Source organism: Pseudomonas oryzicola, assembly GCF_014269185.2.
GTDB classification, from domain to species: domain Bacteria; phylum Pseudomonadota; class Gammaproteobacteria; order Pseudomonadales; family Pseudomonadaceae; genus Aquipseudomonas; species Aquipseudomonas oryzicola.
Genome location: NZ_JABWRZ020000001.1, coordinates 202223 through 218298, shown reverse-complemented (window position 1 = coordinate 218298; position 16076 = coordinate 202223). Strand labels below are relative to the sequence as shown.

Annotated in this window: 18 protein-coding genes; 12 read left to right on the top strand and 6 right to left on the bottom strand. The window is 59.3% G+C overall.

Translation table 11 applies throughout. From position 1 onward, the window contains the following. Nucleotides 1-216 precede the first annotated feature (216 nt). Nucleotides 217-702 (top strand): acyl-CoA thioesterase, encoded by a 486-nt coding sequence (locus HU760_RS01045; RefSeq protein WP_016712753.1) that lies wholly within the window; start codon nucleotides 217-219, stop codon nucleotides 700-702. On the opposite strand, the gene pdxY is transcribed toward HU760_RS01045, so the two are convergent. Then, on the bottom strand, nucleotides 699-1571 hold the full coding sequence (gene pdxY, locus HU760_RS01040; protein WP_186671761.1) for a pyridoxal kinase PdxY: 873 nt from the start codon (nucleotides 1569-1571) through the stop codon (nucleotides 699-701). The genes HU760_RS01045 and pdxY overlap by 4 nt on opposite strands. A gap of 120 nt (nucleotides 1572-1691) precedes the next feature. Between pdxY and HU760_RS01035 the strand changes: the two genes are divergently transcribed. Further along, nucleotides 1692-2084 (top strand): DUF3301 domain-containing protein, encoded by a 393-nt coding sequence (locus HU760_RS01035; protein ID WP_170033905.1) that lies wholly within the window; start codon nucleotides 1692-1694, stop codon nucleotides 2082-2084. On the opposite strand, the gene HU760_RS01030 is transcribed toward HU760_RS01035, so the two are convergent. The 3 genes from HU760_RS01030 to zigA are packed head-to-tail and all read right to left on the bottom strand — an operon-like array spanning nucleotide 2085 to nucleotide 4925. Next, nucleotides 2085-3053, bottom strand: a complete 969-nt coding sequence (locus HU760_RS01030) for a CobW family GTP-binding protein (RefSeq protein ID WP_186671758.1) — start codon at nucleotides 3051-3053, stop codon at nucleotides 2085-2087. A 40-nt stretch (nucleotides 3054-3093) separates the two neighbouring features. Continuing rightward, complete coding sequence (locus tag HU760_RS01025; protein WP_186671756.1) at nucleotides 3094-3720, bottom strand: DUF1826 domain-containing protein; 627 nt, start codon at nucleotides 3718-3720, stop codon at nucleotides 3094-3096. After that, nucleotides 3717-4925 (bottom strand): zinc metallochaperone GTPase ZigA, encoded by a 1209-nt coding sequence (zigA, locus tag HU760_RS01020; RefSeq protein WP_186671754.1) that lies wholly within the window; start codon nucleotides 4923-4925, stop codon nucleotides 3717-3719. Before zigA ends, HU760_RS01025 begins: the two co-directional genes overlap by 4 nt. Nucleotides 4926-5040: 115 nt before the next feature. On the opposite strand from zigA, the gene HU760_RS01015 reads away from it, so the two are divergent. Both HU760_RS01015 and folE2 read left to right on the top strand, forming a co-directional pair. Further along, entirely contained in the window at nucleotides 5041-5421 is a 381-nt protein-coding gene (locus HU760_RS01015) for a glutamine synthetase (RefSeq protein ID WP_186671752.1), read from the top strand. 24 nt (nucleotides 5422-5445) lie between these two features. Beyond that, complete coding sequence (folE2, locus tag HU760_RS01010) at nucleotides 5446-6351, top strand: GTP cyclohydrolase FolE2 (protein WP_186671750.1); 906 nt, start codon at nucleotides 5446-5448, stop codon at nucleotides 6349-6351. On the opposite strand, the gene HU760_RS01005 is transcribed toward folE2, so the two are convergent. Continuing rightward, nucleotides 6335-6862, bottom strand: coding sequence for a DUF3617 domain-containing protein (locus HU760_RS01005; protein WP_186671749.1), 528 nt, complete (start codon nucleotides 6860-6862; stop codon nucleotides 6335-6337). The two genes, folE2 and HU760_RS01005, sit on opposite strands and share 17 nt — an antisense overlap. Before the next feature lie 131 nt (nucleotides 6863-6993). Between HU760_RS01005 and cls the strand changes: the two genes are divergently transcribed. From cls to HU760_RS00970, 7 genes are all read left to right on the top strand, one after another. Next, nucleotides 6994-8433 carry a cardiolipin synthase gene (gene cls, locus HU760_RS01000; RefSeq protein WP_186671747.1) on the top strand — a complete coding sequence of 480 codons (1440 nt, stop codon included), beginning with the start codon at nucleotides 6994-6996 and terminating at the stop codon, nucleotides 8431-8433. Nucleotides 8434-9057: 624 nt separating this feature from the next. Further along, a complete protein-coding gene (locus HU760_RS00995; protein ID WP_186671745.1) occupies nucleotides 9058-9465 on the top strand; it encodes a hypothetical protein in 408 nt (135 codons plus the stop codon). A gap of 26 nt (nucleotides 9466-9491) precedes the next feature. Continuing rightward, nucleotides 9492-10178, top strand: a complete 687-nt coding sequence (locus HU760_RS00990; RefSeq protein ID WP_186671743.1) for a methyltransferase family protein — start codon at nucleotides 9492-9494, stop codon at nucleotides 10176-10178. After that, entirely contained in the window at nucleotides 10175-10444 is a 270-nt protein-coding gene (locus tag HU760_RS00985; RefSeq protein WP_186671741.1) for a DUF5676 family membrane protein, read from the top strand. Before HU760_RS00990 ends, HU760_RS00985 begins: the two co-directional genes overlap by 4 nt. 25 nt (nucleotides 10445-10469) lie before the next feature. Continuing rightward, the gene (locus HU760_RS00980) at nucleotides 10470-12653 is read left to right on the top strand and encodes a heavy metal translocating P-type ATPase (protein ID WP_186671740.1); all 2184 of its coding nucleotides are present in this window, start codon (nucleotides 10470-10472) and stop codon (nucleotides 12651-12653) included. Next, a complete protein-coding gene (locus tag HU760_RS00975; protein ID WP_186671738.1) occupies nucleotides 12650-12868 on the top strand; it encodes a hypothetical protein in 219 nt (72 codons plus the stop codon). The genes HU760_RS00980 and HU760_RS00975 overlap by 4 nt, the downstream gene beginning before the upstream one ends. A 42-nt stretch (nucleotides 12869-12910) precedes the next feature. Then, nucleotides 12911-13171: a DUF2933 domain-containing protein gene (locus HU760_RS00970; RefSeq protein ID WP_186671736.1), complete on the top strand. Its 261-nt coding sequence runs from the start codon at nucleotides 12911-12913 to the stop codon at nucleotides 13169-13171. A 48-nt stretch (nucleotides 13172-13219) separates the two neighbouring features. Here the strand turns inward: HU760_RS00970 and cfaB are convergent, their stop codons facing one another. Further along, the gene (cfaB, locus tag HU760_RS00965; protein ID WP_186671735.1) at nucleotides 13220-14404 is read right to left on the bottom strand and encodes a C17 cyclopropane fatty acid synthase CfaB; all 1185 of its coding nucleotides are present in this window, start codon (nucleotides 14402-14404) and stop codon (nucleotides 13220-13222) included. Nucleotides 14405-14611: 207 nt separating this feature from the next. On the opposite strand from cfaB, the gene lpdA reads away from it, so the two are divergent. After that, nucleotides 14612-16012, top strand: a complete 1401-nt coding sequence (lpdA, locus tag HU760_RS00960; RefSeq protein WP_186671733.1) for a dihydrolipoyl dehydrogenase — start codon at nucleotides 14612-14614, stop codon at nucleotides 16010-16012. The last annotated feature ends 64 nt before the right edge of the window (nucleotides 16013-16076 follow it).

Below are 16076 nucleotides of genomic sequence, written 5' to 3'. Positions count from 1 at the left end.
ACATCGCACCCTGCCGCCAAAAGGCGGTGCAATATGCAGAAACAGATCGGCAGGAAAGGCACAGCTGGTGGCATGATCAGCGTGACGATGGAACGTCAGCCAGCGTCCCGTATCAGGAAGGTCAATTCAAAGAGGGGGGAAACAGAAGTGTCTGCAGATAACGATCCCCAACAGCCCCATTCGCCCGATTCAGCGCAACCTCACCGTGAGCACACTATGGAACCTGGAAACGCCCAGCTGAGCATGACCGTCCTGATGACCCCGGACATGGCCAACTTTTCTGGCAACGTACATGGCGGCACCCTGCTCAAGTACCTCGACGAAGTGGCCTATGCGTGCGCCAGCCGCTATGCCGGCAGCTATGTGGTTACCCTCTCGGTCGACCAGGTGATCTTCCGCGAGCCGGTACACGTGGGTGAACTGGTGACTTTCCTGGCGTCGGTCAACTACACCGGCAACACCTCGATGGAGGTGGGCATCAAGGTGGTCACCGAGAATATCCGCGAACGCTCGGTGCGTCATTCCAACAGCTGCTTCTTCACCATGGTCGCGGTCGACGACAACCGTCGCCCGGTAGCGGTACCCCCGCGCCAGCCGCAGAGCAGCGAGGAAAAGCGCCGCTTCCTGCAGGGCCAGCAGCGCCGGCAGATCCGCCAGGAACTGGAAAAGCGCTATCAGGACCTGAAAACCGACGCCATTTAAAGTGCCAGCTGCTGTGCCTCGAAGCGCACCCGTGGGTGCGCAATGCGATCCTGCGCCCGCACCAGTTGCAACTCGTAGCTGGCACAGGCCTGAGTCTCCAGCAACACTTCGTGCACGGCCGCAGCGGTGTACTCGAACGCCTGCACCCAGCTGTCGCCGAGCAGCACGCGGGCCAGGAACAGGCCCGAGGTCAAGTCGCCCACCCCAACCGGCTGCCGCGGGAACGCCAGCAGCGGGCGGCGCAGGTGCCAGCTGTGCTCAGCGGTCACCAGCAGCATCTCGAACTGGTCTTCGGCCCGCCCGGGGTAGGCCAGGTGCTTGACCAGTACCACCTGCGGCCCCCGCTGTAGCAGACCGCGCGCCATGCGCACGCAGTCCTCCAGCGACTGCGCACGACGCCCACAGAAACTGTCCAGCTCCAGCTGGTTGGGGCACAGGATGTCAGCCGTGGCGGCCGCTTCGTCGAGCAGGAACTCGCTGACTTCCGCCGGCACGATGCAGCCCTTCTCCGGGTGCCCCATGACTGGATCACATAAATACAAAGCCTTTGGGTTGACCGCCTTGATCCGCGCGACGCCAGCCAGAATCGCCCGGCCTTGCTCGGCGCTGCCCAGATAGCCGGACAGTACCGCGTCGCAGTTACCCAGCTCGCCAATATTGGAAATGCCTTCCACCAACGCAGGAATTTGCGCTGGAGCAAGCACTTCACCCGCCCACTGGCCATACTGTGTGTGGTTGGAGAACTGCACGGTATTGAGCGGCCAGGCATTGACCCCGATACGCTGCATAGGGAACACCGCCGCGCTGTTGCCGGCGTGGCCGAACACCACGTGAGACTGGATGGCGAGCAGGTGCGGAGTACGTTTCATGCGGGAAATTTCCAAAGCTGTTTCAAGGATTGTGCGCAACGCAGTATGGACTCGATTGCCACCTGTACGACAGGCCAGGGACGCAGTTAAGCTGGATCGACCTGTTTGGAGCAGATGCAAATGTTGACCCTGGAAAACCTCTTAGTCCTGATGCTGGTAGCCACGGCAGGCGCCTGGCTGTGGCATAACCACGGTTTGCGTGAAAAAGCCCTGGAGCGGGTCAAACAGCACTGCGCCAAACTCGACCTTGAGCTGCTTGACGATGCCGTCGCGCTCAAGCGCATCGCCTTTGTCCGTGACGCCAATGGCCGCAAGCGCCTGGCGCGCGTCTATGCCTTCGAATTCACGGTTACCGGCGAGCAACGCCATCCCGGTACCATAACCCAGTTCGGCGCCCACAGCGTGCAGATCGAACTGGCACCCTACCCGTTCGAAATCAAGACCCCTCCACGCGCCGACAACGTCATCGAGATGCAGCAGTGGCGCCAGGAGCACAACCGTTGGCGCAACTGATCAGCTGACGCGGCATTCGCTCAAACCGGCTTGTAACGCGGGTTGCGACTGTGGCTGGTCGAAAATAAGCTCGATACGGGTATCCCGGCGCCAGTCGCTGGGCTGCCAGATGGGCATGTCACCGTTCAGGCCATTGAATGACTGCCAGCCTTCGGTCGTGTGGATAACCGCTTTCGCACGCCGCCAAGGCCAGATGCGCAGGAACGCCTGTAGGCGCTGTGGATAAAACTGTTGGCTGGGATGCCAGCGCCAGCCGATGCTCCAACCTCCTTCCCCCTGTTGGGCGAGACAGATCGGCCGGCCGGGGTCGGCCCAGAGTGCCGGGGGGATCGCGATATTGTGGTGAATCTGGTTATCCACAATTGAACTGGCGGCAATGCTCGTGGGTACCGCCGGCAGATCCGACACAGGCAACTGCCCCTGGATCGTCCAGAACACTTTCTTGTCAGGAAATCTGTCTATTATCGATGCCTTACAAGCGTCATCCACCGATTCAGCCTTGTTGAAGACAACACTTTCCGAAGCATCGAGCGCCTGTTGCTGAGCCTCCGGCAGCCGTTCATTCCGAGCCATCGACTGCGTATCCACGACCATCAGCAACGGCTGTACTACCAGCACCCCAGTCCAAGGTGCTTGTTGCAATTGAGCAAGCAGCTGCAGCGGATGACCTAACCCGGATGGTTCTATGAACAACCGGTCAGGCCGGGATTTGCGCAGCAGCCGACCCAGACCCACCTGGAATGGCATCCCATTGACGCAGCACAGGCAGCCACCAGCGACCTCGCCGATGGCGATCCCGTCCTCGTCCCGGTTGAGCAAGGCCGCATCCAGCCCGACAAGGCCGAACTCGTTGATCAACACTGCCCAGCGCTCATTGGCCGGGCGTTGGGCCAACAGGTGACGGATCAGGGTGGTCTTGCCGGCCCCGAGCGGGCCGGCAATCACATGGGTAGGGATATTTCGCAGCATGGGGTGACTTCGGGCGATGGCAATGCCTCACTATGCCCCCTCAGGCCAGCCAGTCAAGGCTGAGCAGCAGACGCCCCTGCTGCTCCGCAGGCGAACGATGCATCAGGCCAGCGCCTTCGTTGCCATGCCACTTCTCGCCCTTGAGCACCGCCACGTCGCCTGCCTGCAAGCGCTGAATGTTATCCACAGAGGACTGCCCTGTGCGTAAATCGATGCTGCCTCTCGCCTGCATGGGCAACCACTCGGTACCCGGGCCAGCGTAAGTGGTAAGCAAGCGCAGCGGCACGTTATCCACATGGAAGCGTGGGCACATGGGACCTGCCAATACCCGTAAGCGCAACCCGATCCGCCGGGCGCCAACCAGGCAGGTGTAGGCCGCCAGCAGCCAATTCACATCGGCAACGAATGCTTCGTAGCCGTGCAAATCCGCCGTTTCCCGCAACAGCTCAGTGAGTACCGGCATGTGCTGTTCGTCCACGTCGATAACGCGCTGGTCCGCCAGTGTCTGGCCAAGGCTGACGGCCAGAGCGGCAAAGTCCTCCAGCTGTGCCGGCAAGCGTCGGCGCCATACTGCCAGGTTGACGCCGTCCTGCAGCACGTCGGTCAGCACCTGAGGCGTATCGCCGATTACCTGAAAGATATCCACAGGCCTGGGTGTGGGGATCATGCTGCGGCCTCCTCCTGCCATGGACCGAACGGATCGGACAGGCACAACCAGCCCATGGGTCCCAAGGCCATTTCTTCGTCAGTCAACAGGCATGCATCGAGTGCTGTGGATAATTTGGCGAAATCGATATTCTGCCCGATGAACACCAGCTCCTGGCGGCAGTCTCCGCTTTCGACAGTCCAGTGTTCGAGGATCGCAGCGGTGTTATCCACATCCTGCGGCCACTGCTCGCGCGGAACGAAGCGCCACCAGCGCCCCGCCAGCCCATGACGCATCATGCCGCCCGCTTGCGACCAGCTTCCCGCCTCCTGAAACTTGCTGGCCAACCAGAAAAAGCCTTTTGAACGTAGCAGCCGGCCGTTGCTCCAGGGTGTGTGGATAAAATCGAAAAAGCGCTGTGGGTGAAGCGGGCGTCGGGCCTGCCAGGTGGTGGCCGCGATACCGTACTCTTCGGTTTCTGGCACATGTTCGCCTCGAAGCTCCTGCAACCAGCCGGGTGCCTGGGCAGCCTGCTCGAAGTCGAACAAGCCGGTATCCAGGATTCGCGCCAGTGGGACCTGGCCCATGACCATGGGTATGATCTGCGCTCGCGCGTTAAGGCTGCGCAGAATGGCCGTTAGCTCTTCGCGCTGATGCTGGCTGATCAGGTCGATCTTGCTCAGCAACAACACATCGGCGAACTCGACCTGTTCGATCAACAGGTCGCTGATCGAGCGCTCGTCCTCTTCACCCAGGGTTTCGCCACGGCTGGCCAGGCTGTCGGCTGCCTGATAATCACTCATGAAGTTCAGGCCATCGACCACGGTGACCATGGTGTCCAGCCGCGCCATGTCAGAGAGGCTACGGCCCTGTTCGTCGCGGAAGGTAAAGGTCTCGGCTACTGGTAGCGGCTCCGAGATCCCTGTGGATTCGATCAGCAAGTAATCGAACCGACCTTCTTCGGCCAATCGTGCCACTTCCTCGAGCAGGTCTTCACGCAGGGTGCAGCAGATACAGCCATTGCTCATTTCCACCAGCTTCTCTTCAGCACGGTTGAGGCTGACGTTGCGCTGCACCTCGCTGGCGTCGATGTTGATTTCGCTCATGTCGTTGACGATGACCGCCACTCGCAGGTTGTCGCGGTTGCGCAGCACATGGTTGAGCAATGTGCTCTTGCCGGCGCCAAGGAAGCCGGACAGCACAGTAACAGGGAGACGATTGGACATGGCGAAACCTCTTCAGGCGAAGCGCATTCGAAACGATGCATTGCACAATGTTATAAAGTAACAATACAATTTCGCCAAGCCGTTCTCGACGAACATGTGCTGACAAAGGATGGAAATGAACCTGCTACGCGCCTCGGTGCTGCTATTGCTCGCACTGCCCACCGCACTGTACGCCATGCCACAGGGTGCCCCATTGGCGCTCTGTACCCGCAGCGCGACACTGCTCGCCTGCCAGGATGGCAGGGGCAGCTACTACAGCGTTCGTAGTGAAGGCAGCACGTTCTATTTGCGTGGTTACGACTTCAACAGCCGTCGCCTTTGGGCACAAACCAACAGCCGCTACGGCTCGCTGACCTTTTTCACCGGCCTGGCCAGCGATGGCGAGGCTTGGGTGGGTTATAGCCGCCGCATCGGCTGGACCACCGTGAACCGTGTTTCCAGCTCCAGTGGTCGGCGCTTCAGCCTGCATTGCAGTTTGATCGCCGGCTGCCGCTGACACCCTAATTGTTTGGAACGCCAGATGACCCAGCTCAAACTCCCCGACATTGCCGCACAGACCCAGGAATACACCTTGCCTTTGAACTGGGTGGGAATGTGCGGGATCGCCGTGCCGATATGGTTCGAAGGACGCTCCGCCGCTGCTACGGTGGATGCTGGCGTGAGCCTGATAGACGGCAGCTCACGTGGCATCCATATGTCGCGGCTATACCTTGCCCTGGAAAAACTGGAGCATCAGCCCCTTGCACCGCACGCCATTCGCCAGCTGCTGTCTGATTTCCTGGACAGTCATGAAGGGCTTTCTGCCTCGGCCTATCTGCGCTTGCGCTTTGAACATCTGCTGAAACGGCCCGCTCTGGTCAGCCCCTTGCACGGCTGGAAAAGCTATGACGTAACGGTCGATGCGAAGATTGAGAAAGAAATGTTCCACGTGGAACTATTCGTCTGCGTTCCTTACTCATCGACCTGCCCGTGCTCGGCTGCGCTCGCACGACAACTGATTCAGCATCAGTTCCAGGCGGATTTCAGCACCGACCAAGTCGACAAGGCGGCTGTGTTGCAGTGGCTTGGTAGCGCCGACGGCATCGTCGCGACACCCCATAGCCAACGCAGTAACGCGCATGTCCAAGTGAGGCTACACAGCAATCAGCAGCAGTTGCCGATCACCGAGCTGATCGATCGCGTGGAGGCGAGCTTGGGGACTGCGGTTCAGACCGCCGTCAAGCGCGCCGACGAACAAGCCTTCGCTTTGGCCAATGGCCAGAACCTGATGTTCTGCGAAGACGCCGCTCGACGTTTGCATAAGGCGTTGCGACAAGTTGAATGGAGCACGGCCTTCAAACTGCGCGTGGAACATGCAGAGAGCCTGCATGCCCACGATGCTGTCGCGTGCAGCCAATGGCAGTGGGATCTCAGCTACGCGGCCTGACCGAACCGCAGTCACTACCCAACCACACGGCACGGGTGTTCATGCTGCCTTGCTGCTGCACACCCGAAGCGTTGAACGTGCCGTTCACCTGCGTAGTGAATTCCCGATCGCTAAGGAAGGTCGCCTGGCCACTGCCTTGTGCGCGCGGGCAACTGAACTGGAACTTCCACACATTGCCGGTGCGGTCGGTGATCTTCTGGGTGCAACCTGACTTGGGGTCCTGCAGCGGGATATCGTTGGTTGCCACTTGCTCTGGCGTCAAGCAAGAACGCACCCCCTTACCACCTACAGTCACCCCCTGCTTGGCCAGCACACCTTCCATCATCGCGCGCTGTTCCGGCGGCAGGTTCTTCAACTGGCCGAGCATGAACTCCATGTCGGGTAACGGCTTGCCATCGACCTGCATGTTGCTGGTGGTCAGCTCCCATAAACCTGGCTGCAGCATCTGAGCATGCACCAGCGGGCTGCTCATACCTAGGGCCAACGCCAACAGTGGCAGACGAATCTTCATGGACGAACGCTCCTGGAAAAAGCCGGCCAACCGGGCCGGGCTGAGCCTTAGACGCCAAATCCACCTTCCGGTTGCAAGGCAGAGCGGGAACGTGTTCTGTTATTCAGGTGTACTCGGCAAGCAGGATGCATATGGATTACCACAGCCCCTACTTCTTTGGTTACCTACTCGGCCTGATCCACCTGCTGGGTATCGTCGCGGCACTGCATGCGCTGTTCACCGTGCGCACTGCCCAAGGTGCAATTGCCTGGGCCATGCCATTGTTTTTCATTCCCTACCTCACCTTGATCCCTTACCTCGTCTTCGGTGCGCGCTCGTTCTATGCCTACATCAAGGCCAGGCGCCAGGCCAACCAGGAAATGCACGTTGCCATGGCCAACCTCAACTGGCGGCCATGGGTAGAAGAAGCCCTCACCGCCCGCGAGTCGGAAAGCTACGCCTCCTTGCGTGCAATGCCAAAGCTTGGCCGCATGCCTTGCCTGGCCAACAACCAGGTGAAACTGCTGATCGACGGGAAAGCCACGTTCGATGCCATCTTCGCTGCCATCGAAAATGCCCGTGAAGTGGTGTTGCTCCAGTTCTTCATCATCCATGACGACAGCCTTGGCAAAGCGCTACAACAACTGCTGCTGCGCAAGGCTGCCGAAGGCGTGCAGGTATTCGTGCTGTACGACCGCGTCGGCAGCCACGCCTTGCCGGCCAGCTACAGCCAGGTCCTGCGTGACGGCGGCGTGCAGATCCATGCGTTCGCCACTCGCCGCGGCTGGTTCAACCGCTTCCAGGTGAACTTTCGTAACCACCGCAAGATTGTCGTGGTGGATGGCCTGCTCGGTTTCGTCGGCGGCCACAATGTGGGCGACGAATATCTGGGCGCACATCCGCAGCTCTCACCGTGGCGCGATACCCATGTGCAGATCACCGGGCCGGTGCTGGCATGCCTGCAAGAGTCATTCGCCGAGGATTGGTATTGGGCCACACGCCAGTTGCCGCCGCTGATCCTGCCTGACGCCTACCCGGAGAACGGCGTACTGTGCCAAGCCTTGGCAAGCGGCCCGGCCGACCCACAGGAAACCTGCTCGCTGTTCTTCATCGAAGCAATCCATTCCGCTACCCGGCGAGTGTGGATCACCAGCCCGTACTTCATCCCCGATGAGGCGGTATTCGCCGCGTTGCGCCTGGCGGTACTGCGTGGGGTCGATGTACGCGTGCTGATACCGTCACGCCCTGACCACCGTATCGTCTATGCCGCTTCCAGCCTGTTTGCCTTCGAAGCGGTACGTGCGGGAGTGCGCATGTTCCGCTACCAACCCGGCTTCCTGCATCAGAAAGTGGTACTGGTGGATGACGATATCAGCGCCATCGGCAGTGCCAACCTGGACAATCGTTCATTCCGCCTGAACTTCGAAATCACCCTGCTGACAGTCGACCGCAGCTTCGCCGACCAGGTCGAGAACATGTTGATCAATGACTTTGAACAGGCCCGGGAAATAACGGCGGAAGACAGCCGTGATACCCATCGCCTACAGCAACTGGGGATGCGGATTGCGCGGCTGATTTCGCCAATTCTGTAAGGTATACGCCCAGCGGCCTCGGGTCGTCATTGATGCTGCCATTCAAGGAATTTGACTTTGATCAAATGCGCCTTTGCTTTGCCAGCTAGATTGAAACCAATACGACTTGCTTAGTCGAGGTCATACCTCATGTACTGGTTCCGTCGGCACCGCCAAAGCAGCTTGTACCTGGCACTCACGGCATGGGTGCTAGCTTTGACCGTGATGACGATCCATGGTTGTCTGGTACAACCGAATCACGATATCACTGCTTCTCACCATGCCGAGCTGCATGTGGGTCATGAGCATGATCTTCACGCCAATGGTTGCCTTCAAAACTGCGAGGACGCTGCAGCAGCAATAAGACCTGCAGCACAGATGATCCAGGCGTTGGATCCTCTCCATTGGCCCATTCTTTTGCTGTTAACTTCGGCACTCGTAATCGTGCTCAGCCCTGCGGAAAGGTCCTCCCTGGCCGCTATTGCGCTTAAGCACCCTGCACCCTCAAAACGCCCTGCCCGCCTGATTTTTGCCCGCCTCAACGATTAGATCTCACTTCGTATCGGTAGAGCACTGATTGCTCTGTCCTGCTGCGCCGCTCAGCTATCTAGCCATGCTCACTTCTGACGACCCCTGGAGTTCACCATGCAAACGCATCCCAAATTCGTTCTGGCTGCAATCCTGGCTGGTTGCACCCTCATCGCCTCTGCCGAAGATGCGCATCACCCGGACGCTGCCCCCGCCGACTCAGCCAAGAACACCGCCCCCGCGTCGACCGCCATGACCAAAGCGATGAACGAGCAGATGCAGAAAATGCAGGCGGCACACGACAAAGCGTCAGCGGCCAGGACGCCCGCCGAACGTCACGCTGCCATGCAGGAAGGCATGAAGGTGATGAAGGACAGCATGGCCATGATGAACAAGGACAAGAGCGCAATGGATTGTATGGGCATGCCTGGAGCCAAGGGCGGTTCAGGCATGGGCATGATGGACATGATGATGCAGATGATGGAGCAGCAGTCATCCATGATGGACATGCCAGTTAAAAAGTGAATGTGCGACAAAGAGGAGCACCTGCCATGAACCATAACGAGCCGGCCTACGGCCTGTGGTCGCTTGTCATCATCAATTCGCTGGTGTTCATCTTGTTCGCCTTCAGCTTCGCCCGGCCGAAAACAAGCCGAGATTGGCGCTCCTTCGGAATGTTTTCAGCATTCCTGGTGGCACTGTTCAGCGAGATGTACGGTTTCCCGCTGACCCTCTATCTGCTGATGCCCTGGCTCACCCGCAACTTCCCCGGCATCGATTTCCTCTCGCACGATGCTGGGCATTTGCTCGAAACAATTCTGGGCTGGAAGGTCAACCCGCATTGGGGGCTGTTCCACGTCATCAGCAACTTTCTGATCGCTGGGGGCTTCTGGTTACTGGCGGCTGCCTGGCGGGTACTCTACAAAGCCCAGGCACGTGGACAACTTGCACTCGAGGGGCCTTATGCACGGGTCCGTCATCCGCAGTACGTCGGCTTCGTGCTGATCATGTTGGGCTTTTTACTGCAATGGCCAACCTTGATCACCCTGTTGATGTTTCCAATTCTCCTGCTCGTCTACATGAAACTTGCGAAACGGGAAGAGCGTGAATTGCTTGCGCACTTCGGCGATGCCTATCGCGTTTACTGTGCAAAGACACCAGCGTTCCTGCCTTGGTTAGCCCGTCGCAGTCTCGACATCCCGACTGACGCACCTCCCAGTTCAGGTAAACCATCATGAACACTCCTTGGAAAACCGGACTCTCTCTAGCTTTGACCATGGCTATTTCCTACACGGTATGCACGCTGCTGTATGTGCTATGGCCAGTGCAAGGTATCGCTTTTCTCAACGCATTGTTCCACGGACTCGACTTCAATCGCCTGCAAACGCCGCAAGACTTCGGAGTGATGACTTTCATCGGGCCGCTCTTGGTCTTGACCGTATGGGGCGCGATAGCCGGTACCTTGTTTGCCTGGCTATCAGGCAAGCTCCATGACAAGTCCTGATGGCCGACGCAGGCAGAAGATCGAAATGAACGAATCGCACATGCAGCAAAACCAGCACCCGTCGGCGTCCGCACCCAGGAACATGGCGAAAGATCCGATCTGCGGAATGATGGTGGACAAGACCACAGCACTGTCGCGCGAGCGTGGCGGACGCTCCTATTACTTCTGCAGCGATGCGTGCCTGCGCACCTTCGAGTCGCCAGAAAGAGAACTGAAGGCGATCAAGACCCGTGTGACTATCGCCCTTACCGGCGTACTCGCCCTGGCCCTTCTGCGTGCCGGTGCCTTCATTGCGTTGGCCGCCGGGGCCACGCTGCTGACCTGGGTACCCATCCCGGCGCTCCCTTGGTTCACCTGGGGGATATGGCTGTTCCTGTTGGTCACCCCGGTCCAGTTCATCGGTGGCTGGAGCTTCTACAAGGGGGCATGGAATGCCATTCATACCCGTAACATCAACATGGATTTCCTGATCGCCCTCGGCACGTCGGTGGCCTATTTCTACTCTGTAGCGGTGTTGTTCTTCCCGGACGTTCTACCGGTCAAAGTGTACGAGCGCGACGTCTATTTCGAAGTCTCCGCAGTCATAATCGCCTTCGTCCTGCTCGGTAGATACATGGAGGAGATCATCAAGAAAAAATCCTCCGCTGCCGTGCGACGCTTACTTGAACTCAAGCCGGCAATTGCGCATGTAATTCGTGATGGGCAAGAAGTCGACCTGCCCGCGGAAAGCGTCATGGCCGGCGAGTTCCTGATCGTCAAGCCTGGTGAAAAGATTCCTACCGATGGCGAGGTCAGTGATGGCCAGTCGACGGTGGATGAGTCCATGCTGACCGGCGAGTCGATGCCGGTGGACAAGCACCTGGGCAGCCCGGTGATCGGGGGTACGCTCAATGGCAGTGGGGTGCTCACTATCAAAGCGAGCAGAATCGGTGCCGACACTGCACTGGCGCAGATCATCAAGATGGTCGAGGAGGCACAGAGCAGCACCGCGCAGATCCAGCGCTTGGCCGACCTGGTCACTGGCTACTTTGTGCCGGCGGTGGTGGCTGTCGCCCTCTTGGCATTGGTCGGTTGGTCTGTGGCGGGAAATTTCCCGCAGGGCCTGTTGGCCTTCATCGCGGTTCTGATCATTTCCTGTCCCTGCGCACTCGGCGTGGCGACGCCCGCCGCTTTGATGGTTGGTGTCGGCAAGGGCGCTGATAACGGCATCCTTATACGGGGCGGCGAGGTACTGGAACGAGCAGAGAAACTGAGTACGGTGGTTTTCGACAAAACCGGCACCATTACACGCGGTGAACCTAACGTAACCGACGTGATTTCGCTTGGCGCAACGTCGGAAAACGAGGTCTTGAGCCTTGCTGCTGCCGTGGAGTCCGGTTCGGAACATCCGCTTGGGGCGGCAATAGTACGCGCCGCCCGGCATCGTGACATCCGCCTGCCAAATGCCACCGGCATCAGCGGGATCGCCGGTCACGGTATCGAAGGCAGTATCGACAACAGCAAGGTCTGGCTGGGCAATCGGCGCCTGTTCGCCCGCCAAGGCATTACAACCGAGGCGGCCGAGGAGCACCTGGTGGGCCTGGAAGCCGATGGCAAGACCGCCATGTTGGTCGGCATCGACAACCGCTTGCTTGGAGTAATTGCGGTGGCTGACACCATCAAGCCAGAGGCAGCTGAAGCCGTTGCGGCATTGCAGGCAAGCAGCATCAAGGTCGTGCTGCTGAGTGGTGACAACCGCCGCACTGCCGAAGCGGTCGCTCGGCAGTGCGGTATCGAGCGGGTTATTGCAGAGGTGTTACCAGACGACAAGGCTGCCGTGATCCGTCAATTGCAAAGCGAAGGGCAGGTCGTTGCCATGGTTGGCGACGGGGTCAACGATGCACCGGCATTGGCCACCGCTGATATTGGCATCGCCATCGGCTCAGGGTCCGATGTCGCCAAGGAAACGGGCAACATCATCTTGCTCAAGAACGATGTACGCGATGTGGTCAACGCGATCACGCTGTCGCGCGCAACCATGGTCAAGATCAAGCAAAACCTGTTCTGGGCATTTGTCTACAACAGTATCGGTATCCCGATCGCAGCCTTCGGATTGCTCAATCCCATCATCGCTGCCGCCGCCATGGCGCTCAGTTCGCTATCGGTAATCGCCAACTCCGCGCTGCTGAAACGTGCCCATGTCGGTTTGGGTCAGGCGGTGAAATCATGAAGCGCGAAGTCTTGGTTTTCTGTCTTCTGGTGAGTAGTGCGAGCATTGCAACAGTGCTTTACCTGTTCGGGCTTAGCGGAAAAACGTTCGCCATAGCAGCCATTTTCCTGCTATGCCCGGTCTTTGTCGGGGTGCAACTTTGGCGCGGCGTGCGTCAGTTTGACAAGGACATGGGCGAGGCTCGCCGCATCATGCAGAAGAAAAATCTACCTTGATACGGTTCTGTCGTTCTGCCGTTTCGTCCAAGGAGCACCATCATGAACCAACCTGACCTGCGCCCCCACCACTCGCGGGGAACTAACTGGTACTTCCTGGGCTTTCTGGCCATCGCCGGTTATTTCCTGTTCCTTGAACACAGGGCTCACATCATTCCGTATCTGCCCTTCCTGCTGGTGCTGGCCTGCCCATTAATGCATTTCTTCATGCACCGTGGACACACCCACGAACGCCATAACCGAGAGCCGGAGCACCCTGTTCTACCCGATAACAAGACTAAAAACCCCGATCGCCCTGCATGACCCTTCGCGACACAAGGCCCTTCCCACCAGAAGGGCTTTGCATGATCTTCAACGATAAAGGTCTTCGCGCGTCCAGGGCAGATCATGGTGCCCATCGGCATAAGGCTTGACCGCCAGAATCTGGTGCAAGTTGATCCAGCCCTTTTCGAAGGCGTAAGCACACCCGGCCAGGTACAGGCGCCAGATACGCAAGGTCTTGTCGGGCACCAGGGCCGCCGCCTTGTGCAGCTGGTTTTCCAGGTTCTCGCTCCAGTGGTGCAGAGTCTTGGCGTAGTGCAGACGCAAGCTTTCCACGTCCACCACTTCCAGGCCCGCTTCACAGATGCTGGCACTGATCATCGACAGGTGCGGCAGTTCGCCATGGGGGAACACGTAGCGGTCGATGAAGTCGCCAGCGCCACGCCCGACCGGGCGGCCGTCGACGTGCTTGGCGGTAATGCCGTGGTTCATCACCAGGCCCCCTTCCCTCACGGCACCGAACAGCTTCTGGCAATACAGCGCCAGGTTGGCATGGCCCACATGTTCGAACATGCCAACGCTGACGACCTTGTCGAAGCGGCCGTCCTGCGGCAGGTCACGGTAATCGAGAATCTGCAGCTCGACCTTGCTGCCGAGGCCCTCTGCCTTGACACGCTCACGGCCAAGCTTGAGCTGCTCCTTGCTCAAGGTGATACCGAACACCTTGGCCCCATATTCGCGGGCAGCAAAACGCGCCAGCCCACCCCAGCCACAGCCTACGTCGAGCAAGTAGTCGCCGGCCTCCAGGCGCAGCTTGCGACACAGATGATCGAACTTGTCCTGCTGCGCCTGATCGAGCGTGTTGTCCGGCTCGCGGAAGTAGGCGCACGAGTAGGCCATGTCCTGATCCAGCCACAACTGGTAGAACGCGTTGGAAACATCATAGTGGTAGGAAATGGCTTCGGCATCGGTGCTCTTGTCATGCGCCTGCCGCGGCGGTGGTGCTTCATCTCCCTCGGTCAGCAGCGCTTCACTGAGCTCATCGCACACGCGTATGGCTTCACCAATGTCCCCTTCCAGCTCCAGCTTGCCCTCGACGAACGCCGTGCCCAGCTGGTCCATGCTCGGGTGGCTCAACTGGCTGATCAGCTGCGGCTCCTTGACCAGGATGGTTACCTGGGGGCTGGGCCCCAGATCGAACTCGTGACCATCCCACAGTTTCAGCCTCAGCGGCAGATGCAGGCTCTGCAATGCCGGTGGAAGTTGCGCAAGCATGAACGACCCTCCTGTCCGTATTTGGCCACGACGCCTGGAATTTCGAACGTCGCCGAATCAGAGTAGTTCATTCGTGGGATGTTTCCTTCAAACCAGACCATGGTCGAAAACCAGCTGATCTAATCCAGGCGACAGATTGTATACAATCCATGCATCTCAGCTTAACCTTGTGCCCCTCTCGTGCTTCCTCATCCTGGAGTTGAACCCATGAAATCCTATGACGTGGTGATCATCGGCGGTGGCCCTGGTGGCTACAACGCAGCCATCCGCGCCGGCCAGTTGGGCCTTAGCGTAGCCTGCGTGGAAGGCCGCTCGACCCTCGGTGGCACCTGCCTGAATGTGGGCTGCATGCCCTCCAAGGCGCTGTTGCACGCATCCGAGCTCTACGAAGCTGCCAGTGGTGCCGAATTTGCCCACCTCGGTATCGAAGTGAAACCCTCCCTCAACCTCGCCCAGATGATGAAACAGAAGGATGAGAGCGTGACCGGCCTGACCAAGGGCATCGAGTACCTGTTCCGCAAGAACAAGGTCGACTGGATCAAGGGCTGGGGACGCCTGGATGGCGTTGGCAAGGTCGTGGTCAAGGCCGAGGACGGCAGTGAAACCACACTGCAAGCCAAGGACATCGTCATTGCCACTGGCTCGGAGCCTACGCCGCTGCCAGGCGTGGCCATCGACAACCAGCGCATCATCGACTCGACCGGCGCCCTTTCCCTGCCGCAGGTACCCAAGCACCTGGTCGTCATCGGTGCCGGCGTGATCGGCCTCGAACTCGGTTCGGTATGGCGTCGCCTGGGCAGCCAGGTCACAGTCATCGAATACCTCGACCGTATCTGCCCGGGCACCGATGAAGAAACCGCCAAGGCCCTGCAGAAAGCATTGGCCAAGCAAGGCATGGCGTTCAAGCTGGGCAGCAAGGTGACCCAGGCCAACGTCAGCACCGACGGGGTCAGCCTGACCCTGGAGCCAGCCGCAGGCGGCAACGCTGAAACGCTGCAAGCCGACTATGTACTGGTCGCCATCGGCCGCCGCCCTTACACCCAAGGGCTGAATCTGGAAAGCGTGGGCCTGGCAAGCGACAAGCGCGGCATGCTCGGCAACGAACACCACCGCACCTCCGTGCCGGGCATCTGGGTGATTGGCGATGTCACCTCCGGCCCGATGCTGGCGCACAAGGCCGAAGACGAAGCGGTGGCTTGTATCGAACGCATCGCCGGCAAACCCCACGAGGTCAACTACAACCTCATTCCTGGGGTGATCTATACGCGCCCGGAACTGGCCAGCGTGGGCAAGACCGAAGAGCAACTCAAGGCCGAAGGGCGTGCCTACAAGGTCGGCAAGTTCCCCTTCACCGCCAACAGCCGTGCCAAGATCAATCACGAGACCGAAGGCTTCGCCAAGGTCATCGCCGATGCCCATACCGATGAAGTATTAGGTGTGCACCTGGTGGGCCCAAGCGTCAGTGAGATGATTGGCGAATTCTGCGTAGCCATGGAGTTCTCGGCATCGGCGGAAGACATCGCCCTCACCTGCCACCCTCACCCGACCCGCTCCGAGGCCTTGCGCCAGGCGGCGATGAACGTGGACGGCATGGCCATGCAGATCTGACGGCGTCGAAAAGCTGTGCGCAAAAAGGGCGACCCGTGAGGTTCGCCCTTTTGATGCATTTGCC